The organism is Aeromonas sp. MdU4, assembly GCF_041929505.1.
Taxonomy (GTDB): domain Bacteria; phylum Pseudomonadota; class Gammaproteobacteria; order Enterobacterales; family Aeromonadaceae; genus Aeromonas.
In genome coordinates, this window is record NZ_JBHFMW010000002.1 from 105,033 (window position 1) to 129,782 (window position 24,750).

The following is a 24,750-nucleotide window of genomic DNA, read 5'->3' on the forward strand; positions in this document are numbered from 1 at the left end:
ATAGCAACAAGGCCACTTTCGAGTGGCCTTGTTCTTTTCCGGTTGGCAAGGGGCTAGAAGTTGTAGAGCAGGCCGGTGCTGAAACGGGTGGCTTGTGAATCATAAAAGCCGATATCCGAGCTGGACTTGGCATACGCCACGCTGGCGGTGGCAGAGAGTGCGCTGACGCCAAACAGGTTGTGCCAGAAGAAGATGGCGTTTGCGGCAAACTCGTCGGCATCAGCGTACTGGCCGAAGAGGGGGTTGGCCTCGTCATAGTTGCTCTGGCCAAGGTAGAGGTTGCTGACAAACGACCACTGGAGGCCCCGTTTGGAATAGGTGAGCTGCATGCCGTTCTGTTTGTAACTCTGGGCGCTGCCATCCAGATCCGCAATGCGATAGATCAGTGCAGGTTCCAGTTGTTGGTCAGGGGCCAGGCGCCACTGATAGGAGAGCTCGATGGCGTGGATCTGGCCATTGCGATCGAGCATGGAGGCGTAGCTGGTGTGGTGGATGGCATCGTACTGCTGGCCACTGCGCTCGTCATCCACGTCGATGTTGCGGGTGGTCAGACTCCCGTTGAAGTTGCTGCCCCAGATATTGTCCCAGCTTGCCCGCATGCCGCTAGAGTTGATATCGGTCGAGTTGCGGGTCACTCCTACCGCAAACGGATCGCTCCACTGCTCGGTTGGCATGGCGCTGAACACCAGCGAACCCGCGACTATCCCCTTGTCCCCCAACTCCTGACGCAGACCAAGCTGCTGGGTGAAGTCAATGCGAATGGCATCCTGGATCAGGTTGCCGAGAAACAGCTGGGTACGGGTATCGGCAAAGGTGTAGCGAATATCGGCATTGATCAGCGGGGTGACTGCAGAACTGCTCTGCGGGTTGCCCAGACCCGTGATGGTGCTGTGGTCATCATCACCGCTGTAGAAGTTGGATTGGTAGTTGACGATGTTGATGCCGCCAAGCAGAAAACCGGACCAGCCGGATTCTCTGGGGATAGACCCCAAATCGGCATGAGCACTGTTGGCAACCAGCAGGCCAAGGCCAAGCAGAGAGATGTAACGCATCGGGTGTGAGCTCCTGAACAATCTGTATCGAGGTGTGGGCTGTGGGGCGACGCCACTGACATTCGCCAATTAGTTCACAGAATAGTGACGCAATTGTATGAGATTAAGAAGAGTTCACTCAGTTGTGCTGGTATTCTGTACCGCGAATATCGGGGGAAAACAATAAGATGAAACAGATTAAATCCTGGGCGCAATATTATGTCGACCTGATGACCAAGCTCGGACTGGTGCGCTTCAGCATGTTTCTGGCGGCGGGCATTATCGTGCTGGCGGTCGCCATCCAGATGGGAGTGACGCTCTTTCTGCGCGGCAATATCGATGTGATCGATTTTGTCCGCTCGGTTTTCTTTGGCCTGCTGGTGACGCCCTGGGCCGTCTATTTTCTCTCCATCGTGGTGGATCAGCTCGAAGATTCTCGCCAGCGGCTGACCCGCATGGTGCGCAAGCTGCAAGATATGCGCGAGCGGGATCTGGAGCTCAACAGTCAGCTGCAGGAGAACATCAGTCGCCTCAATGCCCAGATTGCCGAAACCAACCGGGCCGAGAGTCTGCGTCTGCAGGCCATCGAGGATCTGGAGAACGAGGTATTCCAGCGGGAAAAAGCCCAGCTGCATCTGGGGGAGCGCACCGCGCTGCTGCGTTCCTTCATCGACTGCTCCCCGGATTTGGTCTACTACCGCAACGAGGATGAGCAGTTCTCCGGCTGCAACCGTGCCATGGAGGAGCTGACCGGCAAGGTGGAAGCCGAGCTGATTGGCCTCACCCCGTTCGATGTCTACAAGCAGGAGATCGCCAACAAGGTGGTGGAGACCGACAAGCAGGTCTTTGCCAGCAACGAGCCGCTCACCTATGAGCAGTGGCTGGAGTATCCGGATGGTCGCAAGGCCTACTTCGAGCTGCGCAAGGTGCCCTTCTTCGACCGTTTCGGCAAGCGGCTCGGTCTGCTCGGCTTTGGCCGTGATATCACCGAGCGCAAGCAGTATCAGGACAAGCTGGAGAAGGCGAGCCGCGACAAGACCACCTTTATCTCCACCATCAGCCATGAGCTGCGCACCCCGCTCAACGGCATCGTCGGCTTGAGCCGGATGTTGATGGATACCCCCCTCGATCCCAAGCAGCACCAGCAGCTCAAGACCATTCACTTAAGTGCGGTAACTCTAGGCAATATCTTTAACGACATTATCGACTTGGACAAACTCGACCGGCGTCGCCTCGAAATTGCGCCGACCCGCATCGACTTGCCTGCCTTCCTCGATGAACTGGAGACGCTGTCGCGCATCCAGGCAGAGCAGAAGGGGCTCTATCTGCACTTCGATCGGGATGGTGACATGCCGCAATTCGTGATGGCAGATGGCACCCGCCTGCGTCAGGTGCTGTGGAATCTGGTGGGCAATGCGGTCAAGTTTACTGATGAGGGGGGGGTGACCGTACGTTGTCTCTCTCACCCCGCCGATGAGCCGGGCAAGCTTGCCCTGCACTTCGAGGTGGAGGATACCGGCGTCGGTATTCCGCGTGCCCAGCAGGATAAAATCTTTGCCATGTACTATCAGGTGCAAGGCAAAAAGCACGCCACCGGTACCGGCATTGGCCTCGCTGTCTCGCGCCAGCTGGTGCAGGCAATGGGTGGCCAGCTCTACGTCGATAGCGAACCGGGAGAGGGCTCCTGCTTTACTGCCGAGCTGGAGGTCGCCTGCGCGGATCCAGTGCAAATCGAAACTGAAGCCGAAATGCCTTCCCTCGATATATTGCTGGTGGAGGATGTCGAGCTCAACGTGACCGTGGCTTGTGCCCTGCTCAACAAACTCGGCCATCAGGTCAAGGTGGCGCGCGATGGCGCTCAGGCACTGGCAATGGCTAATCCGGATGATTTCGACCTCATTCTGCTTGATATCCAGCTGCCTGATATGACGGGATTTGATGTGGCGGCAACCCTGCTCGATCGCTATGGCGACAGTCTGCCGCCCATGGTCGCCCTGACCGCCAACGTCACCGGTGATCGCCAGTACTATCTGGAGCGCGGCATGCGGGATGTGATCAACAAGCCGCTCGGTTCGAAGGCGGTGCGCGAGGTGATTGGCCACCTGTTTGCCGATCTGGCGGATGACGAGGCTGATGAGCTTACCGATGTGGCGGTTCAGGATGCCCTGCTGGATCTACCTTTCCTCACCGACTATGCCGATACCGTGGGCAAACCGGTGCTGCTCTCCAGTGTCGAGCTGTTCGAGAAGATGATGCCTGACTACATGGCGGTGCTCGACTCCAACCTGATCGCGCGGGATCAGGCGGGGGTGGTGGAGGAGGCGCATAAGATAAAAGGGGCCGCAGGCTCCATCGGCTTGCGCCGCCTGCAGCAGACAGCACAGCTGATCCAGAGCCCGGATCATCCCGCCTGGTGGGAGAATGTTGAAGACTGGATTGAGACGCTGCGCCGGGAGTATCCGGGCGATATCGCCCGTCTGCGGCGCTGGTTGTTGTCTTGAATCTGATGGAGGCCGCTGGCAAGGAGCCGCACGATGTATAGCCGTTTGATAACCCCCGAGCGCATTCACCCCTGGGGGGATGAGGATCTGCTGGAGGCGACCGAGCAGGATCGTGCCCGTATTGTGCAGGCGGCTCCGGTGCGCCGTTTGCAGCAGAAGACCCAGGTCTTCCCGCTTGATGTGAAAGCGTCGGTACGCAGCCGTCTGACCCATTCGCTGGAGGTGCAGGAGACCGGCCGCCAGATCAGCCGCCGTATTTTGGCCGCATTGCCTGCCGGAGTGGTCTGCGAGGGGGCCTTCATCAATCTGGTGGAGATGTCCTGTCTCTTGCACGATGTGGGCAACCCGCCGTTCGGCCACTTCGGCGAGCAGGTAATGAGTCAGTGGTTGGCACAAGCGCTGGATGGACTGTTTGCCACCGCGCTGGATAAAGCACCCAGTTCACAGTGGCCAGAGTTGCGCCAGGATCTGTTGCTGTTTGACGGCAATGCCCAGAGCCTGCGGCTGGTACACAGCCTGCACGAGCTCAACTTGACGCTTGGCCAGCTGGGGGCGCTATGCAAATACCCGCAGCAACCCCAGCCGGGGGTCAGCTACGGCCAGCATCACGGCTGGAGCAGCAAGCGTGGCATCTTCTTCAGCGAACAACCCCTCTATCGCGCCCTCAGCCAGAGTCTGGGGCTGGCTCCCGGTTGCCGTCACCCGCTCGCTTACATCATGGAGGCGGCGGATGACATCTCCTACTGCATCGCCGATCTGGAGGATGCGGTAGACCGGCGCATTCTCACCCTGAACGAACTGTTGGCAGCCCTCTGCAGTGCCGATGGCAGTGATTATATGACGACGTTGCTGGGCGATGCTCAGCGCTCCAGCTGGGGCTTCTTCCCCCATTTTCGTCATCAGTTGACCAGAGATCTGGTGGCGCTGGCGGCCAGCACCTATCTCAGCGAGCATGGGGCGATCCTGCAGGGACATTATCCGCAGGCGCTGCTTCACGGTCAGGCGCCTGCGGCGCGGGTGCTCGATATTCTCAAGCGGGTGGCGCGGGCACAGGTTTTCATGCGGCCAGAGGTGGAGGCGCTCGAGCTGGAGGGCTACGCCGCTCTGCGCGGGGTGCTATCCACCTATTCCTGTCTGCTGACAATGCCTGCCGGACAATTTACTCGCCTGCTGGCTGGTGAGGAGAGCCGCGAACTTTTCTTCGCCCGGCGGCTCTATCACCGTCTCTCGGCGCGCCATATCAAGGCCTATCAGTTGGCGGTGGCTACGCGGGATGAGCGCTTTGTCTGTGAGCAGGAGCAGGAGTGGTACTACCGGGTACGCCTGCTGCTCGACTATGTTAGCGGCATGACGGATACCTATGTGCTGGAGGAGTATCGACTGCTGTCCGGTATCTGATATCGATCGTTCACTCTATTCAGGCAGCATAAAATGTCGGAAAAACGATTTAAAAGGAGTCGGAAGAGGCTTGTTTTAAATTCGGATATTTTTTAAACTGCTGCAACTTGTTTAACTTTCATCCGGTAAGGAGACGAAAATGCAACATCTGATGCTCAATCTTGCATTCTCTCGCGGCACTGCGTGCGGCGTGAAATCTCGTGCTCTTTTACCGCGTGGCGTAAACAGGTAACCCCTGTCTTTTTATCACCCGCGGTTCGTCCCGCAGGGTGATATCCACTTTCTCCGGGAGAACCGCATGTTCAACTGGAGAATGTCATGTCTATCGAACTGGTTTTACTGCGTAGCGTCGAGTCCCTGGTACAGAAACGGATTGCCAAAGTCGAGCGTCGTCTCACTGTGGTCAACCTCTCGCCCGCCTTGCTGAAAGATATCGGTCTGGAAGGGTATGAGGGGCTGGTCTCCCATATCCGTGAAAGCGAGTATCAAACCGGCTTCCGGCTTGGGAATCGAATAACCTGATAAAAGGGGCTTGTATGGCCCCATTTCGCTCTGATGGCAGACCATGGTCTGCCATTTTTATTTGACGATGCTGAGCATGGCGTTCAAGTAAGTTCCAATCCGTTTTTTGCGGCACGCTTGCGCGGGCGGGCCGACGAGTCGCCACTATGACGGCATGATGAATTGGTTCCGGATTTGGCTGAAGAGATTGCCTACACTGATATCTATATGAATTTTTGGGTCAAACCAGTCACGCTGAACAAGGATGTTCATGAAAATCTCAAGCAAGTTGCTGCTCAGCTTCGGTTTTATCAACCTGCTGATCGTGCTCTCTTCAACGCTGGTCTATTACCGGCTGACTCAAATCAATCAGGCTCAGCATACCCTGCTAGAACAGGCGTTGCCTGCTTTGCAGCGGGATGAGGATAGCCAGAAGGCCTTGGTTGCGACGGTATCAGCCCTGCGTGGCTATCTGATCCTTGGCAAGGATCCTGCTCAGGCAACCCGGCTCAAACAGGAGTGGGAGTCGGCGTGGCAGGCGATTGCCCATCAGCAGTTCACCCCTTCACTGGCCCAGTCACTTAATACCTTCAAGAGTCGCCAGGAGAAAATCTGGGCCATCGCCCAGAGTGAAGAGAACTTGCCTGCTCATACCCTGATGTTGCAGGAGGCGGGGCCGCTGGCCGAGGCTGCGCTCGATCAGCTGCAATCTTTTGCCAATGAAGAGGTGGCGACCCCTCAGGCTCAGCTCTCTGGCGATCGTCGCCTGCTGCTCAAGCAGGTGGGGGATGCCTATAACAGTCTTGCCAATGCGCTCTCGGCTCTGCGGGATTTTCTGATCTCAGGCGATCCGGAATATCGCAACAAATATCAGGATTACTACCAGTTCCACCAGCAGCGGGTTGCCGAATTAAAGCTGCAATCTGCACTTTTTACCGAGACCCAGCGTAGTCTCTGGCAACTATTTGAAGAGATGGCGACCCCCTTCTCTGAGCTGGTGGGCCAGGTGATCAGCAAGCGGCAGGCGCCGGATTGGGATCAGGCCAACTATCTGATGGCCACCGAGATCGAACCCATGCAGGCCACCTTGTATGCGCAGTTGGTGAAACAGGTGAAAGAGACCCGGGCTGCTGTAGACGGGATCTCTACCCAAATGACACAGGCCGGGCTTGCCATCAATCGCACCCTGTTACTGGCAACCGGCTGTGCCATCGTGCTTGGCATGGTGGTCGCATGGCTCTTCAGCCGTCGTCTGACCCGTGACATTGCCAGTCTGGTAACGCGGGCAGGTCAGGTCGCTGATGGCAAGCTGGTGGCTCAACCCCTGCCCATCATGCGGCAGGATGAACTGGGAGGGCTGACGGGCTCCATCAATCGGATGTCTGCCCAGCTACGTCACCTGGTAAGTGAATTGCAAGGGGCGGTGGGGCAGGTTGAGGTGGCTTGCCTCGATGTGGGCAGCACCACGCGGGCGATCGTGGCCGATCTGACGATGCAGGATCAGCGGGTCGATGCAGTTGCTGCGGCTATCGATCAGATGTCGGTTAGCGCGAGGGATGTTGCGGGCAACATTGCCGGTGCGGCAGATGGGGCGCATCAAGTGCAGCAGCAGACCCTGATGGGGCAGGAAGCATTGGCTCGCATGACGGAGACCATGCAGCAGATTGCGACCATGATTGGCCAGGCCAATGAAGCCATGCGGCTGCTGGAACATCAGAGCGAGCAGGTGGGACGGATCACCGAAGTGATTGCCACGATCGCGGAGCAGACCAATCTGCTGGCCCTTAATGCGGCTATCGAAGCGGCACGTGCCGGTGAACAGGGGCGCGGTTTTGCGGTAGTTGCTGACGAGGTGCGTCAGTTGGCGATCCGCACTCATCAATCTACGGCCGAGATCAGCCAGACTATTGTGGCTATTTCCCAACAGATGCGTCAGACGGTGAGCACTGTCAGTGGGGGAACCCAGCTGGTGGAACAGGGGCGAGATGCTGTGGGGCTGGTGACGGATACCCTGAATGCCATGAACCAGCTGGTGCAGGCGCTATCGGGCCAGTTGGGAGCGATTTCCGTGGCGACCGAGCAGCAATCGCGGGTTGCAGCCGAGGTTGCCGGGACGGTGGATGACATTGCCGGGCTTAGTCGTCAATCTTGTCTGCGGAGTCAGCAGGGTGAAGAGATTGTCGCCAGGCTGGCCGGTGATACTGGCAAGTTGACGGCGGTGATCGCCCGTTTTGAGCTCGAGGGATGAAAAGGGCGGGATGAGCCCGCCTCTTGTTTTAATCGAGTCGTCTGAAAGCGTGGTTATCGAAGCTGCTGGTGGTCTCCCGGTTGAGCAGGCTGACCAGCAAAATGGCCCGTTTCTCCCCATCCGGTTCCATGTAGATGGCTTCAAAGCCAGCCAAAGGCCCCTCTTCAATCAGCACCTTGTCCCCGGTGGTGGGCAGGCTGGCGTAGCTGGCACGGGCTTCGTCACTGTCATCGCGACTCATCAGCTGATAGACCAGCTTGCTGTTGATCGGTGTCCATTCATTGCCAAAGTGGATGATCCGGCTGATGCCTCGGGTCGATTTCAGGGTGACCGGAGTGACCTCTTCCAGATCGACGAAGATAAACAGGTAGTTTGGAAACATGGGTTCCCGCACTGGAACCCGCTTGCCCCGGCGCAGCTTCTCGATCTCCACCATGGGGTAATACGATTCGATACCCTGAGCATCGAGGTGGGCGCGGGCGCGGGCCTCTTCTTTTGGCTTGCAGTAGGCCAGATACCATTTTTTCATGTTATGAGTATGTTCGTGTTGCCGTGCTCGTGGACATCATAACCAGACCAACAAAAAAGGCCACGCATTGCGTGGCCTTTTTTATCAATTGAACAATTACCAGCCTTTCACCAGGCCGCCTTTGAACAGTTCAATGCCTTTTTTGTAGACCTCTTCGGTCTGATAGGACTGGACGAACTGTTTGACCTTCTCGTCATCCTTGTTGTTGTCACGAGCAACGATCAGGTTGACGTAGGGGGACTCTTTGTCTTCAACGAACAGACCATTTTCGGTCGGGGTCAGGCCAATCTGGCCAGCGAAGGTGTTGTTGATGACGGCCAGATCCACATCTTCCAGCGAGCGGGGCAGTTGCGCTGCTTCCAGCTCGACAATCTTGAAGTTGCGCGGGTTGCTGGCGATATCCAGTACGGTGGCTTCCAGAGTAGCCCCCTCTTTCAGGGTGATCAGCCCTTGTTTGGCCAGCAGGATCAGGGAGCGACCCAGATTGGTTGGATCGTTCGGCACCGCGATCTGGGCGCCATCCTTCAGCTCGCTCAGTGATTTGAGCTTCTTGGAGTAGCCAGCGATCGGGTAGACAAAGGTGTTGCCGACGGGAACCAGTTTGAAGCCGCGATCACGTACCTGCGCATCAAGATAGGGCTTGTGCTGGAAGGCGTTGACGTCGATGCTGCCATCGTTCAGTGCCACGTTTGGGGTGACATAGTCGGAGAAGTTGACGATCTGTACATCCAGGCCGTATTTCTCTTTTGCCACTTTGGCGGCTACTTCCACCAGCTCGGTCTCCGGACCGGCAATCGCCCCCACTTTCAGGATCTTGTTCTCTTCTTTTTGTCCGCAACCGGCCAGAACCAGGCCAGCCAGCAGGGCTGCCGCAACGGATTTGATGCCAAATTTCATAAAACCTCCTGTCAGAAATCGACGATTAACGATGATCACATTTGTTGACCAGGCGCTCACCCGCGCTCTGGATAAGTTGAACCAGTACCACCAGGATAACCACGGTCACCAGCATGACGGTTGGGTCGAAGCGCTGATAGCCGTAACGAATACCCACATCCCCCAGACCGCCGCCACCGATGGCTCCAGCCATGGCTGAGTAGTTGACCAGGGTCACCAGGGTAATGGTGACGCTGTTGAGGATGCCGGGCAGGGCCTCTGGTAGCAGCACCTTGGTGATAATTTGCAGCGGCTTGGCGCCCATCGCCTTGGCCGCTTCCAGCAGGCCGTCCGGTACCTCCATCAGGGCCCCTTCCACCAGTCGGGCGATGAAGGGGATGCAACCGACGGTCAGCGGCACGATGGCGGCGATGGTGCCGATACTGGTGCCGACAATCAGTCGGGTCAGCGGGATGATGGCGACCAGCAGAATGATGAAGGGCACCGAGCGGCCCACGTTGACCACCATGCCCAGGGTACGGTTGAGCAGGGGATTGGCCAGGATCTGGCCCGCCTTGGTCACATGCAGCGCCACGCCGAGCGGCAGGCCAAGCAGGCAGCCGAACAGGGCGGAGGCGAACACCATGATCAGGGTATCGCCCAGGGCCGTGATGAGCAGATTAATCATGGCTTCGGACATAACCCATTACCTCCAGCTGAATATGGTTGTCGATGAGGAACTGCTGGGTCGCCTCGCACTGGGCTTCATCCCCGAACAGTTCTGCCAGCAGGAAGCCGAACTTGACGCCACCGGCGTATTCAATGTCCGCACTCAGAATGCTGATGTCGATGTTGAAACGGCGGCTTGCCTCGGAAATCAGCGGTGTATCGACCGTGCTGCCGGTAAAGCCGAGTTTCAGCAGCGGGTAACTGCCAGCAACCCGCTCTGCGCTCATCCGATCCTGATACTCCTGCGGTACCTCCAGATGGATGGTGGAGTGGATAAAGTCACGGGCCAGCTGGGTCTTGGCATTGCTGAAGAACCAGGCCACTTCGCCCTGTTCGATCAGGCGACCATCGCTGATGATGGCCACTTCGTCACAGATCCCTTTCACCACATCCATCTCGTGGGTGATAAGCAGGATTGTGAGCCCCAGCTTGACGTTGATCTCCTTGAGCAGGGTCAGGATCGAGCGGGTAGTCTGCGGATCGAGGGCCGAAGTGGCCTCGTCACAGAGCAGTACCTTGGGCGCCGGGGCCAGTGCCCGGGCAATGGCGACACGCTGCTTCTGGCCGCCGGAGAGCTCGGAGGGATAGGCCTGGGCGCGGGCTTCCAGCCCGACCAGCGCCAGCAGCTCTTCGACCCGGCTCTTGATCCGCTCTTTGCTCCAGCCTGCCAGCTCCAGCGGAAAGGCGATATTGGCAAACACGGTGCGGGAGGCGAGCAGGTTAAAGTGCTGGAAGATCATCCCGATCTGGCGGCGGGCCTGGGTCAGATCCCGTTCGCTCAGGGCGACCAGATCCTGACCACCGACGATGACTTGCCCCTCTGTCGGGCGCTCCAGCAGGTTGACACAACGAATAAGGGTACTCTTGCCGGCACCGGAGGCACCGATCACCCCGAAGATTTTGCCTTGGGGTACATGCAGACTCACGTCACGCAGGGCGTGCACGGCGTCACTGCCTGTACCGTAGACTTTGTTGAGACCGATCAACTTAATCATGGATTCTTCCGTGCTAACAGCCTTACAGCACAGGGCGCTACAGGCGGGAAAATTGGGCAGAGGTTTCACTGGGTTACGCTGCCATCATGGGGGATGATGCTAAGATGTCCGGATGGCTGTGTCAACGCATGTTTTTACGTCTAGACGTCTAAAAAAGTGATAAGGATTCTCAGCTGGCAGATAAGGAGCAAGAGGTTTTGAGCTCATGCCATATTGAATTTTGTGGTGAAGCGGAAGGGCCGAATTAAAGTTGGCTAATCGCCGATGAGGCTCCGTTCTATTAGGTATCCCTGTTGCGGCTCTCTGGCCGCAGCACCAGCCTATCACCAGCCTCAGAATTGCATAAAGTTGAGCATCTTGTCTGCCAGCTTCTTTATACCTGTCCCAACTTTGATGCAGCGCAAGGAGAAGCGGGATCGGGATTGGGGGATCGCTGGTCGTTTTTTATACTTGAATGACTGATTCAGCATGGAGAGCAGAGCGATGAGATTCCAACAGATCAAAGAGTTGCTGCACTACCTCGAGCTGGTGCATCACCAGCTTGGTCTCTGTTACCGACGTTTGGGCGATCAGGTGGATAGCGAGCGCTGCAGGATGCTGCTGGTCTATCTGCAAGGGCGGGAGGATGCCGCCAGCGCCCATCTGCAGGAGTATGCCAGCCAGCTTGGCGAATCGGTGCGGGAGACCTGGCTGGATCAGTGTTTTAGCGAAGATATGTTGCCGGATATTGCCCGCTGCGAGTTGTCTGCTTCGGCTCGAACCGAAGAGATAGTAGCTCTGGTCTGCCGTTGGGAAGAGCAGCTGATTGGCGAGCTGGGACATCTGGCCCGTGAGTGCCCGACACCCGCCACCGCAGCCTTGCTCGACAATCTGGCCCGGCTGGAACAAACCCGCCTGACCCAGCTGGTACATGGGGCCCACCGGCTCGATGATTTGTAGGGAACTCATAGAGCCAAAGAGCAGATAGAGAGAGGGCCCGACATGGCTGTCGGGCCCTCTTGGTATTGGGAAACTAAGGCATCGATGGACAATTAGTCCTGATGCCGTTCGGCGGCATAGAGGGCTGCCCCGATAATACCGGCCTGATTGAGGCTGGCTGCCGGAATAAGTGGCGCCCGGGTCTCGATACGATCGACAAACTTCTCCAGTTTGGCTGCGCTGCCGCCCCCCAGAATAAAGAGGTCGGGAGAGAAGAGAAACTCGAGGCGAGCCAGATATTTGTTGAAGCGTTTTCCCCAACGGTTCCAGGAGAGATCCTCGCGCTTGCGCACCGCATCGGAACAGTAGTGTTCGGCCACCATCCCTTCCAGCATCAGGTGCCCCAGCTCGGTGTTGGGCAGCAGGTGGCCGTTGACGAAAATGGCGGTGCCGATGCCGGTGCCGACCGTAATGAGGATGACGACCCCTTTGCGATCCTTGCCAGCACCAAAGCGCATCTCGGCCAAGCCTGCCGCGTCGGCATCGTTCAGCACATAGCAGGGTTTGCCGGTGACATCGGCAAACAGGTGCTCGGCATCGGTCTCAATCCAGCTCTTGTCGATATTGGCGGCACTCTTGGCAATGCCGTTGTGAATAGTGGCCGGGAAGCCGCAACCTACCGGCCCTTTCCAGTCGAAGTGTTCCACCAGTGCCTTGAGGGTATGGGCGATGGCAGCCGGGGTGGCCGGTTGTGGTGTGGCAATGCGATGGCGCTCGCCAATCAGCTCACCTGTTTCGGTATCGATCAGGCAGCCCTTGATCCCTGAGCCTCCAATATCCACTCCCAACATTTGCATCTGTGATGTCCTTTTGTATGCCGACCATTGTTTATCAACATGGTGTGCTGATCTTTGTGGGTCGGCAGAGCATGAAAAAACTGCTGCAATCCGGCAAGGGGCAGATCACTTAGGCGTGATCCGGCAGACCTTTTTCGATGCAACGGATCAGCAGACGGGTTTTCTTGTTCGTTTCATCCTGACGCCGGGCAAGGCTTGCCAGCGCCCATTCGATATGTTCGGCCACCATGGGCTCAGCCATGGCCATCCCCAGTTGCAGGGCTTCGATGACTTCGGGCGTTGCCGGGCCATTACCAAGGGCGACCGCCAGATTGCGGCGCCAGCGTTGATAGCCGATGCGGCGAATGGGGCTCCCCTCGGTCTGTTTGAGAAACTCGGCCTCGCTCCAACGCCACAGCTCAAGGAGCGGCGGGCGGTGCAGGCCGGGGCGGGGACTGAAGTCAGGCTCCGGGCTGGCATCGGCATAGCGATTCCAGGGGCAGATAAGCTGGCAGTCGTCGCAGCCGTAGATCCTATTGCCCATTAGCGCTCTGAACTCTTCGGGGATGGGGCCGTCGTTCTCGATGGTGAGATAGGAGATGCAGCGACGGCCATCCACTACATAGGGGGCGACAATGGCGCCAGTCGGGCAGATGTTGATGCAGGCGACACACTTGCCGCACTGCTCTTTTTCCACCGGCACATCGATGGGGAGCGGCAGGCTCACCAGTAGCTCTCCCAAAAAGAAGAAGGATCCCGCCGATTCATTGAGCAGCAGGGAGTGTTTGCCGACCCAGCCGAGCCCCGCTTTGGCAGCCAATGGCCGCTCCAGCACCGGAGCTGAATCGACAAAGGGGCGCCACTCCCCCGTTGTGTCGGCGGAGTCTTGCAACAGGGTGGTGCAGCGCGCTTCGATCCGTTCCCCCAGCTGTTTGAGGCGATTGCGCAGTACCTTGTGGTAGTCGCGGCCGAGGGCGTAGCGGCTGATATAGCCAAGGGTCGGATCGCGCAGGGTGGCGGCGAAGCCCGCTTCAAAGGGGAGGTAGTTCATCCGCACCGATATGACCCGCAGGGTGCCCGGCAACAGTTCGTGGGCTCTGGCGCGCATCATGCCGTGGCGTGCCATGTAATCCATGCTGCCGTGATAGCCCGCATCCAGCCAGGCCTGCAATCTCGGCTCCTCGGCCGCAAGATCCGGATCGGTGATGCCAATCTGGTCAAATCCTAGCTCGCTTGCCCAGAGCTTGATATCGTGGACCAGCTGGTGGAGGTCAGGTGTGCTCATGCGTCCTGGCCTGTCCGGGATTCGCGAGTATGGGTCGGTTGATAAGAGGCGGGAGCCGTCATGGTTGAGGTCATCAGGGGCGTGTTGGGCACAAAAGAGGGGGGCAGTTTACCACAGGGGCTGTGGCAGACTGAACAGATCCGCGCATTGGAGCGTAGCTGGGCCGAGCGCGAGGGACAACCCCTCTATGCCTTGATGGCGCGAGCGGGTGCAGCGCTACGCACTTATGCCACCCTGCATTGGCCCGAGAGTCGCTGTTGGTGGATCTTCGTTGGTCCCGGCAATAACGGCGGCGATGGCTATGTGCTCGCTCGTCTTGCTCGTCAGATCGGTATTGATGTGGTGGTGATCGCCGCCAGGGCGCCAGAACAGCTGAAGGGTGACGCCAGGCTGGCCGCCGATGAGTGGCTGTCGGCCGGTGGCCGGGTCTGGCTGGCAGAGCAGTTCGATGGGGCGCAACAGCCTGCGCCCGATCTGGTCGTTGATGCCCTGCTTGGTACCGGCGTCAGTACGCATCTATCGCTGTTACTGACAAAGATCGTCGCAACAATCAATGGCTTGGCGGCTCCCGTACTCGCCGTGGATCTCCCCTCTGGCCTTAACGGCGATACGGGCCGTGCGATGGGGGCGGTGGTGCGAGCCACCCGCACTCTCACCTTTATCGGTATCAAACAGGGGATGCTCACCGGTGACGGGGTCGACTGTATCGGTCAGCTCGATTGTGATCCCCTTGGCGTGATGCCAGATAGAGCGATTCTGCCTGCTGCCTGGCGCATCGATTATCCGCTTTTGTGCGAGTGGTTGAGCCCGCGTCAGCGCTCTTCAAATAAAGGTGGGCATGGCAAGGTGCTGCTGGTAGGGGGCAATCGCGGCATGCAGGGAGCCATCGTGCTGGCGGCTCGCGCCAGCCTGCGAGCCGGAGCCGGACTGGTGCGGGTGTGCCAGCATCCGGAGCTCCCGCCCGCCAGTCTCTATCAACCCGAATTGATGAGCCTCACCACCGCAGATGATGAGGGATGGGCCTCGGTGCGAGTGATTGGCCCCGGGCTCGGTCAGGATGAGTGGGGGAGAGGGCAAATCGCCCGTTATCTCACCGATCGGTTGCCGCTGGTTTTGGACGCCGATGGATTGAATTGGCTGGCGCAATCTCCCCGCCATCAGGATAATTGGGTGCTCACTCCCCATCCCGGCGAAGCGGCGCGGCTGCTGGGATGTACCATTGCCGATATTGAGGCTGACCGGTTTGCCGCTGTGCAGGCGTTGCAGCAGCGTTATGGCGGCGTTGTGCTATTAAAAGGGGCGGGGACGCTGATTTATGACGGTGAGCGAGTTGCTCTCTGTTGTGAAGGCAATCCCGGCATGGCAAGTGGCGGCATGGGCGATCTGTTATCTGGTATAATCGCCGCCCTTTTGGCCCAGGGCTTGTCTGCTACCATGGCAACCTGGCTGGGCGCCGTGATCCACGGCGAGGCGGCCGATCTGGCTGCTGCTGACGGAGAGCGGGGCATGCTGGCGTCAGACTTGCTGCCCCTGATCCGCAGACTGGTTAATCCCGACACCATAACAAGTTAACAAGAAGAACATGGCAAAACAGTTGATGATGACACTGCCGGACGAGGCAGCAACAGTGGCACTGGGTGGCCGTCTGGCACAGGCTTGCCAGCAGGCGACCACGGTGTTTTTGCATGGCACCCTTGGCGCCGGTAAAACCACCCTGACCCGTGGCTGGGTACAGGGCCTTGGCCATCAGGGCAAGGTAAAAAGCCCGACCTACACTCTGGTAGAACCTTATGAGCTGGCTGACTGGCAGGTCTACCATTTCGATCTCTATCGCCTGGCTGATCCTGAAGAGCTGGAGTTCATGGGAATTCGCGACTATTTTGCCGCCAATACGCTCTGTCTGGTGGAGTGGTCGGAGAAAGGAGAGGGCTGGTTACCGGCTCCCGACCTTGAAATTACCCTCAGTTATGTAGGCGAGCAGCGCGAGGTTCTGATAGAGGCCCGCACTGCTATTGGCGAAGCCATTCTGGAACGGTTGTCATCTACGTGCGCTTGATCCTTGTTATTGCTCTCTCTTTGATGGCATTACCCTCTTGGGCCAATCAGCTCAAGAGTGTACGAATCTGGCCATCACCGGATAATACCCGGGTAGTGCTCGACATGAGCAGTGCTCCCAACTTCAACTATTTCACCCTGAGTGGCCCGGATCGGCTGGTGATCGACCTGAAAGGGGCGAGTAACAGTGCCAATTTGGCTCGGGTTGAGAACAACAGCGAACTGGTGCGCAAGATCCGCCAGAGCACTCCGCTGGAGAACGGCGGTTTGCGCCTGGTGCTCGATCTCAGCTCTGCCATCAAGCCGGTGGTCTTTCCGCTGGCGCCAGCCGGGCCATATGGTCACCGTCTGGTCATCGACCTTCCCTATGAAGAGAAACGTTCAGCCGCTGCCGTGCAGGCTACGCCGGTGGGTGGCAAGGGCAATGGGGTGGTGATTGCCATCGACCCGGGCCATGGCGGTGAAGATCCGGGCTCCATCGGACCGCGCCGCACCTATGAGAAACGGGTGACCATGGCGGTTTCCCAGAAACTGGCGGCGCTGATCGATCGCGAGCCGGGGATGCGCGCCGTACTGACCCGTCGTGGCGATTACTTTGTCGATCTCAACAAGCGCTCCGAGATTGCCCGCAAGGCCAAGGCGGATCTGCTGGTATCGGTGCATGCGGACAGTTTCCACAACTCTACCCCCCGTGGTGCCTCGGTCTGGGTCTTGTCGACCAACCGTGCCAACCGCGAGATGGGTAGCTGGCTGGAGAAACAAGAGAAGCAGGGCGAGTTGCTGGGTGGGGTCGGCAAGGTATTGGCCGAATCCGATCCCAACCCCTATCTGGCGCAGACCTTCCTCGACCTCTCGATGGACAAGTCCCGTGCTGAGGGCTACGACGTCAGCCGCCAGATCCTGCGCTCCATGGGCAAGGTTGCCCGACTGCACAAGAAGGCGCCGGAGCACGCCAGTCTGGCGGTGTTGAAAGCGCCGGATATTCCCTCCGTGCTGGTGGAGACCGGTTTTATCTCCAACCATGCGGAAGAGAAGCTGCTGGCCACCGCCAGCTATCAGGATCAGCTGGCGCGCGCCATTTTCGAGGGGATCCGCAACTACTACCGTGCCCACCCGACCAAGGGGGCCATGTTGACCGGCAAGGGGCAGGCGAGCAAGCCTGCCGCCGTCAGCAGACCCGCTCAGGTGGCGCAGCAGCCGGTGACTCAACCCAAGCCGGTGCAGTCGCAGCCCGTAGTGACCAACAAGATGCCTGCCACCGTGCGTGACAGTGGGGCGCCAGTCAGCAGTATTGGCAGCGCCTCCGGCGCTGGCGTGATCAAGCCCTACTCGGCAGCGGCGCAGGAGTCTGGTGCACCGGTCAGTAGCGTAGGCGACTATGACAAATCGCGGATGCTCCGCCATGTGGTCCAACGGGGTGAAAGCCTCTCCCGCCTGGCCGAGAAACATGGCGTGACTCAGGCCACGTTGGTCGAGATCAACCAGTTGCGCAGCCGTGATATTCAGATTGGCCAGACCATCTACATTCCTCAGCAGGGGCAAAGCAGTGCCGCCCCGGCACGCAGTGATGACAAATCACAGATGAGCCGCCATGTAGTCCAGCGGGGTGAGAGTCTCTCTCGCCTGGCAGAAAAATATGGGGTGAGTCAGGCGCGATTAGCGGAGATCAACAAGCTTAAATCGCGGGAAATTCAGATAGGGCAGGTGCTCTATATTCCCCAAAACTAACGCACGGGAGCTGGCGATGCCGCTCCCTGTGTTAGCGAATACCGTCTGCAAGATTGAAATTCAGGAGCAAGTGATGCCGATCCGTATTTTACCTCCGATCTTGGCCAACCAGATTCCGGTTGGTGGAGAGGTGGTGGAGCGGCTCTCTATCCACAAGATAGAAATTCAGGAGTAAATGATGCCGATCCGTATTTTGCCACCCATTCTGGCCAACCAGATTGCCGCCGGAGAGGTGGTGGAGCGGCCCTCTTCTGTGGTGAAAGAGCTGGTGGAAAACAGCCTGGATGCGGGGGCCGACCGGGTCGAGATCGACATTGACAAGGGGGGCGCCAAGCTGATCCGCATCCGCGACAACGGTTGTGGTGTTGCCAAAGACGAGCTGGTGTTGGCGCTGTCGCGTCACGCCACCTCCAAGGTTGCCACACTGGACGATCTGGAAGGGATCAACAGCCTCGGTTTTCGTGGTGAGGCGCTCGCCTCCATCAGCTCGGTATCCCGTCTCACCTTCACCTCCCGCACCGCAGAGCAGTCGGAAGCCTGGCAAGCCCAGGCTGAAGGACGCGAGATGAGCGTCACCATCAAGCCAGCGGCCCATCCGGTGGGCACTACAGTGGAGGTGGTGGATCTCTTCTTCAATACACCGGCGCGGCGCAAGTTCATGCGCAGCGAAAAGACCGAGTTTGCCCATATCGACGAGCTGGTGCGCCGCATCGCGCTCTCTCGCTTCGACGCCACCCTGATCTTGCGCCACAACGGCAAGGTGGTGCGCCAGTACAAGGCTGCCAATACGGTGCCGGAACAGGAGCGCCGCCTCGCCGCCGTCTGCGGCACCCCCTTCATGCACCATGCGCTGGCGGTGGAAAGCGAGCACAGCGATGTTCGGCTGTGGGGCTGGCTGGCAATGCCCGAGGGCGCCAGACCGCAAAACGACCTGCAATATACCTATGTCAACGGCCGGATGATGCGCGACAAGCTGATCAACCACGCCATCCGCCAAGCCTATGACGAGCTGCTGCCTCCTGATCGCTTCGCCGCCTATGTGCTCTATATCGAGCTGGATCCCCGTCAGGTGGATGTCAACGTCCACCCGGCCAAGCACGAGGTGCGCTTCCATCAGGCGCGGTTGATCCACGATTTCATCTTTCAGGCGCTGTTTACCGCACTGCGCCGTGAAGGAGTCAACGCCGCTCATCAGGAAGAGCCGTTGGCCGACACCCTGGTCGAATTGCCGGTCAGCCCGCAAATTGAATATCCCGGTCAGGCACCGCGTACCGAGTGGTATGGCGCTGAGCACAGCTATCGGGCGCCCGCGCAGGTGCGGGAAGGGGGAGCTGCTCGTACCAGCAACTACCAGCCGCCCGAGCAGCCAAGCCGCGAGGCGATGCGCGGCATGGGGGCGTTGCTCACTACGTTGCCCATCGCAACGGCAGCTGCGATTGCGCCCGCGCATCCTGCCGCCACCGTGCCGCAGCCCAAACAGGGGGGATGCCGCGCTCTGACGCTGGTGGAACAGGCCTATCTGTTGATCGAGCGGGATAATCAGCTGGCGCTGCTTTCGCTGGTGCGGGCTGAGCGAGTGCTGCTGCGCAGCTGGCTGCTGGATGCCTGGGGCCAGGGGCTGGCAGCTCAACCACTGTTGCTGCCGGTCTCCTTCAAATTGCCGAAGAATTTGATCGCGCTGGTGACCGAGCAGGAGCGTTTGCTGAAACGGATCGGGCTGGAGTTGAAAAGCGGGGGGCGCGACACCATGATCCTGACGCGGGTGCCTGCTCTGCTGCGTCAGACCGATCTGGTACGTCTGTTACCCGAATTACTGCAAATTATCGAGGGCGGATCTGACAGTGATGCTGGCCAGCAGGCTGAAGTATTATGCCAATGGTTGGTAGATCAGGGGATAAGCCGCGAAAAAATATACGATTTTTCAACTGCCAGTCGTCTGCTGACGGAACTTGTAGCCGATTTCAATGACCAACTGGCAGACATTCGCATGGTGCGCCCGCTCTCGCTGGCGACCGTGTTGGAAGAGTTTGCACAGAGTGACTGTGCTGAAGGAGTGTAAACGTGGCTGACTTGCCGACTGCAATTTTTTTGATGGGGCCGACGGCCTCCGGCAAGACGGATCTCGCCATTGAACTGTGCCAGGCGCTGCCCTGCGACATCATCAGCGTCGATTCGGCGCTCATCTATCGCGGCATGGATATTGGAACGGCCAAGCCAACCGCTGACGAGTTGGCGCTGGCGCCCCATCGCCTGATCGACATCCTCGATCCCGCCATGAGCTATTCGGCGGCCGATTTTTGCAAGGATGCCCTGCGGGAGATGAAAGAGATTGCCGACCGCGGCCGCATTCCGCTGCTGGTGGGCGGCACCATGCTCTATTTCAAGGCGCTGCTGGAGGGATTGTCTCCGCTGCCCTCCGCCGACCCTGCAATTAGGGCCGGAATAGAAGAGGAAGCTGCTCGTCTTGGCTGGCAGGCGTTGCACGACGAGTTGGTGCGCATCGACCCGGTGGCCGGGGCGCGGATCCACCCCAATGACCCGCAGCGGCTCTCTCGGGCGCTGGAGGTCTATCGCATCAGCGGTAAGACCCTCACCGAGCTGACCCAAGTGCAGGGGGAGGGGCTGCCCTATCGGGTGCAGCAGTTTGCCATTGCCCCGAGCGATCGCGCCGTGCTACACCGGCGCATCGAATTGCGCTTTGACAAGATGCTGCAAGGTGGTTTTGAACAGGAGGTCCGCGCGTTGATGGCGCGCGGCGATCTGCACCCGGATCTCCCCTCCATTCGCTGTGTAGGTTATCGCCAAATGTGGGACTACCTGTGCGGTGAAGTGGAGTATGATGAGATGCGTTATCGTGGCATTGTTGCCACCCGCCAATTGGCAAAACGACAGATGACCTGGTTGCGCGGTTGGGCTGATGTGACCTGGCTGGAATCCGGTGAGTCTGACAACCTCGCCCGCGTGCTTGCTCGCGCTGGTGCGGCTTGACACTCCCTGTATAATCAGGTTGTTATATTGATATCCGGTGTTTTAAAAACAACAAACTATAAGGAAAAGAAAAATGGCTAAGGGGCAATCTCTCCAAGACCCGTTTTTGAATGCGCTGCGCCGTGAGCGGATTCCTGTTTCTATCTATTTGGTGAACGGCATCAAACTGCAAGGTCAGATCGAGTCTTTTGACCAGTTTGTGATCCTGTTGAAAAACACCGTGAGCCAGATGGTTTACAAGCATGCCATCTCTACCGTCGTACCGGCCCGAGCCGTCAACCATCACCAGCCCACCCCGGGTGGTGCGGCTGATGAACAGGGTGATGCCGAGGCGTGATATCCCGGGGCGAGTCGTCTCGCCAACTCAGATTCATCATGATTCCTGTTAAGGAGCAAGCGCTTGTTTGACCGTTATGAAGCTGGCGAACAGGCCGTTCTGGTGCATGTCAACTTCAGTGATGAGGGTGAGCGGGAGGATCTGGAAGAGCTCAAGATGTTGGTGAGCTCTGCAGGCGTCAATGCGCTGGGGGTCGTTACTACCAGCCGCAGCGCTCCCAGTGCCAAATTTTTTGTCGGCAGTGGCAAGGCTGAAGAGATCGCGTCCCAAGTCCAGATGCTGGATGCCGACGTCGTTATCTTCAACCATGCCCTGACCCCAGCCCAGGAACGCAACCTGGAGCGTCTGTTCCAGTGCCGGGTGGTTGATAGAACCGGCCTGATCCTCGATATCTTCGCTCAGCGCGCCCGTACTCACGAAGGTAAACTGCAGGTCGAACTGGCCCAGTTGCGCCATCTTTCCACTCGCCTAGTGCGAGGCTGGACCCACCTTGAGCGTCAAAAGGGCGGGATCGGTTTGCGTGGTCCGGGTGAAACCCAGCTGGAAACCGACCGACGTCTGTTGCGCGAGCGCATCAAGGCGATTTTGCGCAGGCTCGACAAGGTGGCCAAACAGCGGGAGCAGGGACGTCGGGCCCGCAATCGCAACGAAGTGCCGACGGTGTCGCTGGTTGGTTACACAAACGCCGGAAAGTCCACTTTGTTCAACCAACTTACAGCTGCCAGCGTGTATGCTGCCGACCAATTGTTCGCAACTCTGGATCCCACCCTGCGTAAATTGGTGATCCGGGATGTGGGTGATGTGATTTTGGCGGATACAGTTGGATTTATTCGACACTTGCCCCATGATCTGGTCGCGGCCTTCAAGGCGACCCTGCAGGAGACCCGTGAAGCGGATCTTTTGCTGCATGTGGTGGACTGTGCCGATGAGCAGATGCAGGAGAATATCGACTCCGTGCAGCAGGTGTTGGCCGAGATTGAAGCCGACGACCGGCCCCAGCTGATGATCTGCAACAAGATCGACAAGTTGGCAGATCGTCCGGCAGGTCTGGAGCGAGATGACGAGGGGCGCCCGTTGCGCGTCTGGTTGTCGGCCCAGACCGGTGAAGGTTGTGAGCATCTGTTTACGGCGCTGACCGAATTGCTGGCTGGCTCCATGGTGCATCACACCCTGCAGTTGCCGCCTTCTGCCGCGAGATTGCGCAGTGCGCTCTATCAGCTGAAAGGGATTGAGCAGGAAGGTTTTAGTGAGGAGGGTGATTTCGTGCTGGAAGTCCGCTTGCAAGTGGCCGACTGGAACCGCCTCGTGAAACAGGAAGGTGAGAGTTTACAACGCTTTATCCGGCACTGATCGCCAGATAGAGATGATATCCATCCGCATGTATTAATGGAGACGCTGATGGCTTGGAATGAGCCTGGTAACAACGGCAAAGACCGTGACCCTTGGGGGAATAACGGCAAGAATCAGGGACCCCCTGATCTGGATGAAATGCTGCGCAAAGTGAGTCGCCGTTTTGGTGGCTTGTTTGGCGGTGGCAAATCGGGTGGCGATGTAGGTCGCTTTGGTATCTCCATCGCGCTGGTTGTGGCTGTGGTGGTGTGGGTCGTCAGCGGCTTCTACACCATTCGCGAAGCAGAGCGTGGTGCCGTACTGCGCTTTGGCAAGTTTTCCCATATTGTCGAGCCGGGCCTGCGCTGGAAACCAACTTTTATCGATCAGGTGATCCCGGTGGACGTCGAGTCCGTGCGCTCCCTGCCCGCTTCCGGTTTCATGCTGACTCAGGATGAGAACGTGGTGCGGGTCGAGATGGACGTGCAGTACCGTGTCGTCAATCCCGAGCAGTATCTGTTCAGCGTGACCAATGCCGACGAAAGTCTGGGTCAGGCCACCGATAGCGCCCTGCGCTACGTTGTGGGCCATACCCGGATGGATGACGTGCTGACTACCGGTCGTGAGAAAGTGCGTCAGGAGACCTGGCAGGTTATCGATGGCATCATCGAGCCCTACCAGATGGGTCTGCAGATCGTCGACGTCAACTTCCTGCCGGCCCGTCCGCCGGAAGAGGTGAAAGATGCCTTCGATGATGCCATCTCTGCTCAGGAAGATGAGCAGCGCTTCATCCGTGAGGCGGAAGCCTACGCCCGTGAAGTGGAGCCGAAGGCGCGTGGTTCGGTCAAGCGTCTGGAGCAGGAAGCAGAAGGCTACAAGTCCCAGATCGTGCTGAAAGCCAAGGGTGAAGTTGCTCGTTTCAACGAGCTGTTGCCCCAGTATCAGGCTGCGCCCGAGCTGACTCGTAACCGTATCTACCTGGAAACGATGGAAGAGCTCTATCAGCAGGCCAACAAGGTGGTGGTCGACATGCCGGCTGGCAACAACAGCATGATCTATCTGCCGCTCGACAAACTGTCCAGCAAGTCTGCACCGGCCCAACCAGAGCGTTCTGTTACTCAACCGGCAGTAGAGCCAGCCCCTGTTTCCAACGAAGGTGCCAACTCCACCCCGATGCCGCTGCGTAGCGGTGACCGCTTCAGCTCAGGGAGAAACTGATAGATGAAAAAGCTAGCTATTGGTGCAATCGCTGTGGCTGCCATGGTCTGCTTCTCCTCTGTCTTTATCGTTGATGAAGGTCAGAAGGGGATTGTGGTGCAGTTTGGCAAGGTGAAGCGGATTGACTCCGGTGAGCCCCGTCTCTATGAGCCGGGTCTGCACTTCAAGGTGCCGCTCATCGACCAGGTTCGCAAGATGGATGCCCGCATCCAGACCATCGACAGCCAGGCCGACCGTTTTGTCACCTCCGAGAAGAAAGATCTTATCATCGACTCCTACGTGAAGTGGAAGATCGAGGACTTCTCCAAGTACTACCTGGCAACTGGTGGTGGCAACAAACTGCAGGCTGAAGATCTGCTCAAGCGCAAGATCAACAACGGTCTGCGTTCCGAGATCGGTAACCGCACCATCAAGGACATTGTTTCCGGTGAGCGCAGTACCGTGATGGAAGATGCCCTGAAAAAGATGGCTCGCTCCTCCGAGCTCGGTATCAAGGTGGTGGATGTGCGGATCAAGCAGATCAACCTGCCGGTGGAAGTGTCCAACTCCATCTACCAGCGGATGCGTGCTGAACGTACCGCGGTAGCCCGTGAGCATCGTTCTCAGGGTCGCGAGAAGGCCGAGATCCTGCGTGCCGACATCGACCGCAAGGTAACCGTCATGCTGGCTGATGCCGAGAGTAATGCGCGTCAGTTGCGCGGTGAAGGTGATGCGGAAGCGGCCAAGATCTACGCCGAAAGCTACAAGAAAGACCCCGAGTTTTTCAGCTTTGTGCGTAGTATGGAGGCCTATCGCAAGAGCTTCGCTGGTGGCAATGACCTGATGGTGCTGAAACCGGACAGCGAGTTCTTCCGTTACCTCAAGTCTCCTCACGGCTCCAAGCAGTAATCGCCACGAGGTCACATTCAAAGGGTCTGCATTGTCAGACCCTTTTTGTTTTCGTGTCTGAACCTGCTACCGATTGGGGGCGTTTTTCTTTGAAGGGGGCGAGATGTTGACATCCATGCTGATGGGGTTGGGGTTGTTGCTGTTGTTCGAGGGGCTCGGCCCATTGCTGGTACCCAAAGCGTGGCAGCAGATGCTGCGGCTGCTGAGCGATCAGCCCGCGGAGCAGTTGCGTCGTATCGGCGGCTCGCTGGTGGTCGCAGGCTGCGTGATCCTCTGGATGTTGAGTCGCTGAGTCGAGCGAATGAAAGATACTTTCCACCAAGCTACGGACAATAAAAAAGAGGCCGAAGGCCTCTTTTT

At 58.3% G+C, this 24,750-nt stretch carries 23 protein-coding genes; 16 read left to right on the top strand and 7 right to left on the bottom strand.

What is annotated here, in order from left to right; genetic code table 11:
* Positions 1-53 precede the first annotated feature (53 nt).
* Positions 54-1,052: a DUF2860 family protein gene (locus ACE1BR_RS01955; RefSeq protein ID WP_374867140.1), complete on the bottom strand. Its 999-nt coding sequence runs from the start codon at positions 1,050-1,052 to the stop codon at positions 54-56.
* 167 nt (positions 1,053-1,219) lie between these two features.
* Here ACE1BR_RS01955 and arcB point away from each other — a divergent pair, with 167 nt between their 5' ends.
* The 4 genes from arcB to ACE1BR_RS01975 all read left to right on the top strand — a co-directional run bounded on the left by arcB (position 1,220) and on the right by ACE1BR_RS01975 (position 7,679).
* Complete coding sequence (arcB, locus tag ACE1BR_RS01960; protein WP_374867142.1) at positions 1,220-3,532, top strand: aerobic respiration two-component sensor histidine kinase ArcB; 2,313 nt, start codon at positions 1,220-1,222, stop codon at positions 3,530-3,532.
* A gap of 33 nt (positions 3,533-3,565) precedes the next feature.
* Positions 3,566-4,930, top strand: a complete 1,365-nt coding sequence (gene dgt / locus ACE1BR_RS01965) for a dGTPase (RefSeq protein ID WP_374867144.1) — start codon at positions 3,566-3,568, stop codon at positions 4,928-4,930.
* 318 nt (positions 4,931-5,248) lie between these two features.
* Positions 5,249-5,452: a hypothetical protein gene (locus ACE1BR_RS01970; protein WP_374867147.1), complete on the top strand. Its 204-nt coding sequence runs from the start codon at positions 5,249-5,251 to the stop codon at positions 5,450-5,452.
* Between the two features lie 250 nt (positions 5,453-5,702).
* Positions 5,703-7,679, top strand: coding sequence for a methyl-accepting chemotaxis protein (locus tag ACE1BR_RS01975; protein WP_374867149.1), 1,977 nt, complete (start codon positions 5,703-5,705; stop codon positions 7,677-7,679).
* Between the two features lie 28 nt (positions 7,680-7,707).
* Here the strand turns inward: ACE1BR_RS01975 and rfaH are convergent, their stop codons facing one another.
* The 4 genes from rfaH to metN form a co-directional block, all read right to left on the bottom strand.
* Entirely contained in the window at positions 7,708-8,208 is a 501-nt protein-coding gene (rfaH, locus tag ACE1BR_RS01980) for a transcription/translation regulatory transformer protein RfaH (protein WP_374867151.1), read from the bottom strand.
* Positions 8,209-8,304: 96 nt separating this feature from the next.
* Positions 8,305-9,105, bottom strand: coding sequence for a methionine ABC transporter substrate-binding lipoprotein MetQ (gene metQ, locus ACE1BR_RS01985; protein ID WP_374867153.1), 801 nt, complete (start codon positions 9,103-9,105; stop codon positions 8,305-8,307).
* 25 nt (positions 9,106-9,130) lie between these two features.
* Positions 9,131-9,784 carry a methionine ABC transporter permease gene (locus tag ACE1BR_RS01990; protein WP_005339070.1) on the bottom strand — a complete coding sequence of 218 codons (654 nt, stop codon included), beginning with the start codon at positions 9,782-9,784 and terminating at the stop codon, positions 9,131-9,133.
* Positions 9,765-10,808 (bottom strand): methionine ABC transporter ATP-binding protein MetN, encoded by a 1,044-nt coding sequence (gene metN / locus ACE1BR_RS01995; protein ID WP_374867156.1) that lies wholly within the window; start codon positions 10,806-10,808, stop codon positions 9,765-9,767. Before metN ends, ACE1BR_RS01990 begins: the two co-directional genes overlap by 20 nt.
* A 483-nt stretch (positions 10,809-11,291) precedes the next feature.
* Here metN and ACE1BR_RS02000 point away from each other — a divergent pair, with 483 nt between their 5' ends.
* Positions 11,292-11,747 (top strand): hypothetical protein, encoded by a 456-nt coding sequence (locus ACE1BR_RS02000; RefSeq protein WP_374867159.1) that lies wholly within the window; start codon positions 11,292-11,294, stop codon positions 11,745-11,747.
* 92 nt (positions 11,748-11,839) lie between these two features.
* On the opposite strand, the gene ppgK is transcribed toward ACE1BR_RS02000, so the two are convergent.
* Both ppgK and queG read right to left on the bottom strand, forming a co-directional pair.
* A complete protein-coding gene (gene ppgK / locus ACE1BR_RS02005; protein ID WP_374867161.1) occupies positions 11,840-12,583 on the bottom strand; it encodes a polyphosphate--glucose phosphotransferase in 744 nt (247 codons plus the stop codon).
* A gap of 109 nt (positions 12,584-12,692) precedes the next feature.
* Complete coding sequence (gene queG, locus ACE1BR_RS02010; protein ID WP_374867164.1) at positions 12,693-13,847, bottom strand: tRNA epoxyqueuosine(34) reductase QueG; 1,155 nt, start codon at positions 13,845-13,847, stop codon at positions 12,693-12,695.
* Positions 13,848-13,907: 60 nt separating this feature from the next.
* Between queG and ACE1BR_RS02015 the strand changes: the two genes are divergently transcribed.
* The 11 genes from ACE1BR_RS02015 (at position 13,908) to ACE1BR_RS02065 (ending at position 24,682) form a co-directional block, all read left to right on the top strand.
* A complete protein-coding gene (locus ACE1BR_RS02015) occupies positions 13,908-15,419 on the top strand; it encodes an NAD(P)H-hydrate dehydratase (protein ID WP_374867166.1) in 1,512 nt (503 codons plus the stop codon).
* Between the two features lie 10 nt (positions 15,420-15,429).
* Entirely contained in the window at positions 15,430-15,903 is a 474-nt protein-coding gene (gene tsaE / locus ACE1BR_RS02020; RefSeq protein WP_374867169.1) for a tRNA (adenosine(37)-N6)-threonylcarbamoyltransferase complex ATPase subunit type 1 TsaE, read from the top strand.
* 23 nt (positions 15,904-15,926) lie between these two features.
* Positions 15,927-17,630, top strand: a complete 1,704-nt coding sequence (locus tag ACE1BR_RS02025; protein WP_374867171.1) for an N-acetylmuramoyl-L-alanine amidase — start codon at positions 15,927-15,929, stop codon at positions 17,628-17,630.
* A gap of 16 nt (positions 17,631-17,646) precedes the next feature.
* Positions 17,647-17,805, top strand: a complete 159-nt coding sequence (locus ACE1BR_RS02030) for a hypothetical protein (protein ID WP_374867174.1) — start codon at positions 17,647-17,649, stop codon at positions 17,803-17,805.
* Between the two features lie 3 nt (positions 17,806-17,808).
* Complete coding sequence (gene mutL, locus ACE1BR_RS02035; protein ID WP_374867177.1) at positions 17,809-19,689, top strand: DNA mismatch repair endonuclease MutL; 1,881 nt, start codon at positions 17,809-17,811, stop codon at positions 19,687-19,689.
* 11 nt (positions 19,690-19,700) lie between these two features.
* On the top strand, positions 19,701-20,618 hold the full coding sequence (gene miaA / locus ACE1BR_RS02040; protein WP_374867240.1) for a tRNA (adenosine(37)-N6)-dimethylallyltransferase MiaA: 918 nt from the start codon (positions 19,701-19,703) through the stop codon (positions 20,616-20,618).
* Between the two features lie 73 nt (positions 20,619-20,691).
* On the top strand, positions 20,692-20,955 hold the full coding sequence (gene hfq, locus ACE1BR_RS02045; protein WP_005339045.1) for an RNA chaperone Hfq: 264 nt from the start codon (positions 20,692-20,694) through the stop codon (positions 20,953-20,955).
* A 63-nt stretch (positions 20,956-21,018) separates the two neighbouring features.
* Complete coding sequence (hflX, locus tag ACE1BR_RS02050; protein ID WP_346213016.1) at positions 21,019-22,305, top strand: ribosome rescue GTPase HflX; 1,287 nt, start codon at positions 21,019-21,021, stop codon at positions 22,303-22,305.
* Positions 22,306-22,353: 48 nt separating this feature from the next.
* The gene (hflK, locus tag ACE1BR_RS02055; protein WP_374867179.1) at positions 22,354-23,502 is read left to right on the top strand and encodes an FtsH protease activity modulator HflK; all 1,149 of its coding nucleotides are present in this window, start codon (positions 22,354-22,356) and stop codon (positions 23,500-23,502) included.
* Between the two features lie 3 nt (positions 23,503-23,505).
* Positions 23,506-24,390 carry a protease modulator HflC gene (hflC, locus tag ACE1BR_RS02060; protein WP_374867181.1) on the top strand — a complete coding sequence of 295 codons (885 nt, stop codon included), beginning with the start codon at positions 23,506-23,508 and terminating at the stop codon, positions 24,388-24,390.
* Positions 24,391-24,493: 103 nt separating this feature from the next.
* Complete coding sequence (locus ACE1BR_RS02065) at positions 24,494-24,682, top strand: DUF2065 domain-containing protein (protein ID WP_374867183.1); 189 nt, start codon at positions 24,494-24,496, stop codon at positions 24,680-24,682.
* Positions 24,683-24,750: the final 68 nt, after the last annotated feature.